Annotated in this window: 2 protein-coding genes; one reads left to right on the forward strand and one right to left on the reverse strand. The window is 61.2% G+C overall.

The genetic code is table 11. The features are described 5' to 3' along the window. On the reverse strand, nt 1-378 hold a 378-nt coding region (locus tag A1351_RS10495; RefSeq protein WP_198162329.1), incomplete at its 3' end, for a transposase. A 284-nt stretch (nt 379-662) separates the two neighbouring features. Between A1351_RS10495 and A1351_RS10500 the strand changes: the two genes are divergently transcribed. Then, the coding region (locus A1351_RS10500) for a WcaI family glycosyltransferase (RefSeq protein ID WP_157096241.1) at nt 663-1,850 on the forward strand (1,188 nt) is incomplete at its 3' end.

Consider the following 1,850-nt stretch of genomic DNA (forward strand, 5'->3'; position numbering starts at 1 on the left):
GCGCGCGGCGCGGCCGGCGCGCGAGCTTGTCGCCGGGCGCCCCGAGCGGCGCGCACGATCGTCCTCGCGCTCCCGGACTTCGGCGATCGCGATCTCGATATCTTCCAGAACGAGCTGCAACTGATCGGGATCGAGCTTCTCCGAACGCTTTCCGAAACGCGCGCGTTCATATTCCTTGACGAGCAATTGCAGACGCTCGACCGTCTCCTTCGACGCCGCAAGCTCGCTCTCGATGTGAAGGCGCGCGGCGAGTTCATGATCGGCGCGGATGCGTTCAGCTTCGAGCATGGCGCGCTGAGCTTCGAACAATGCGCGCAGCTCGGCGCGCAGATCGGCACAAAGCTCTGCGAAACTGGCGCGATCGAAGCTTGGCGTCATGTCGACGAATCTACCACAAGCGCGGCGCAGAATGAGCGAGAGCGACCTGTCGCCTACTTCGTCGTCCGATCAGATAGGCGAGTGCCAGCGGCTTGCTGCTGAAGCTCGAGCTAGCTATAAGAAAACTGTCCATAGGATGTGAGCGCGAGCGCGTATCATTGGACCATCACCGTTCTCAGCGCGTTCCGGGTTGGAGCCTCCATGCTCACCCGAGGTGCGGCAGCTTTGAAAATCAGTCGACTACTTCTTAGCAACTTCGATAACCGAGACCATTTCAGGCCCATATGACGGGTTTAGATTTCATTGCTGAAGCCGACGTCTCGACCGGCCACGAAGATTCTACCGGATTTGCGGTGGAGGGAGATCTCTCTAGCGGTCCGGGACGTCGCAGCGCGCAGAGGATTTTGATTCATGCGATCAATTTCGCGCCGGAACTGATCGGCTGCGGCAAATACACGACCGAGCTGGCGCAGTTTCTCGAAACGCGTGGCCACGTAATCGAGATTGTCACCGCGCCGCCGCATTATCCTGGCTGGTTTGTGCGCGCGCCTTACCAAAAAGGCGCGTACGTCACGGAGGCTTTCGGCTCGATGCGTGTGACGCGCTGTCCGATGACGACGAAAGCCGGTGCGCCGGGGCTCTGGCGCCTTATAGCGCCGCTCAGTTTCGCGGCGGCGGCGGCTCCTATGGTCGCGTGGCGTATTTTTCGTTTTCGACCGAACGTCGTGATTTGTGTCGAGCCGACCTTGATGTCGGCTCCGGCCGCACTGATCGCGGCCAAGCTCTGCGGCGCCCGCAGCCTGCTTCATGTGCAAGATCTCGAGGTGGACGCCGCCTTCGAGGTCGGACATTTGAACGGCGGCACAATCCGACGGGTCGCGAATATATTCGAGAGCTGGTTCCTCGCGCGCTTCGACCGTGTGGTGACGATTTCTCAAAAAATGCAGCACGCCCTGCTCGCAAAGGGGCTTTCACCTCAGAAAGTGTCGGTTCTGCGCAACTGGGTCGACACCGCCGCGATCGTTCCGGAGCCTCGGACGACGAACGCGTTCCGTGACGAGCTCGGGATGCCGTCCGACGCCTTCGTCGTGCTCTACGCCGGCAACCTCGGCCCTAAGCAGGCGCTCGATATGCTCATTGCCGCGGCGCGGCGGCTCGAGGGCGAATACGATATCTATTGCGTGATCGCAGGCGCCGGGCCGATGCGGGACGCATTGCAGAAGCAGTCCGTCGATTTGCCCAATGTTCGCTTCCTGCCTTTGCAGCCGGCCGAGCGCATGAGCGAATTATTGGCGCTGGCCGATCTTCATGTTCTAACGCAATTGAAAGGCGCCGCGGACCTCGTGTTGCCGTCGAAGCTCGGCGGCATGTTGGCGAGGGGGCGTCCCATCGTGGCCACCGCCGATCCGGGCACCGAGCTATTCGAAATGTTGCAGGATATCGCGTTGGTGACGCCGACGGGGGACATAGAC

The sequence above is a fragment of the Methylosinus sp. R-45379 genome, from assembly GCF_001644125.1.
Lineage (GTDB): Bacteria > Pseudomonadota > Alphaproteobacteria > Rhizobiales > Beijerinckiaceae > Methylosinus.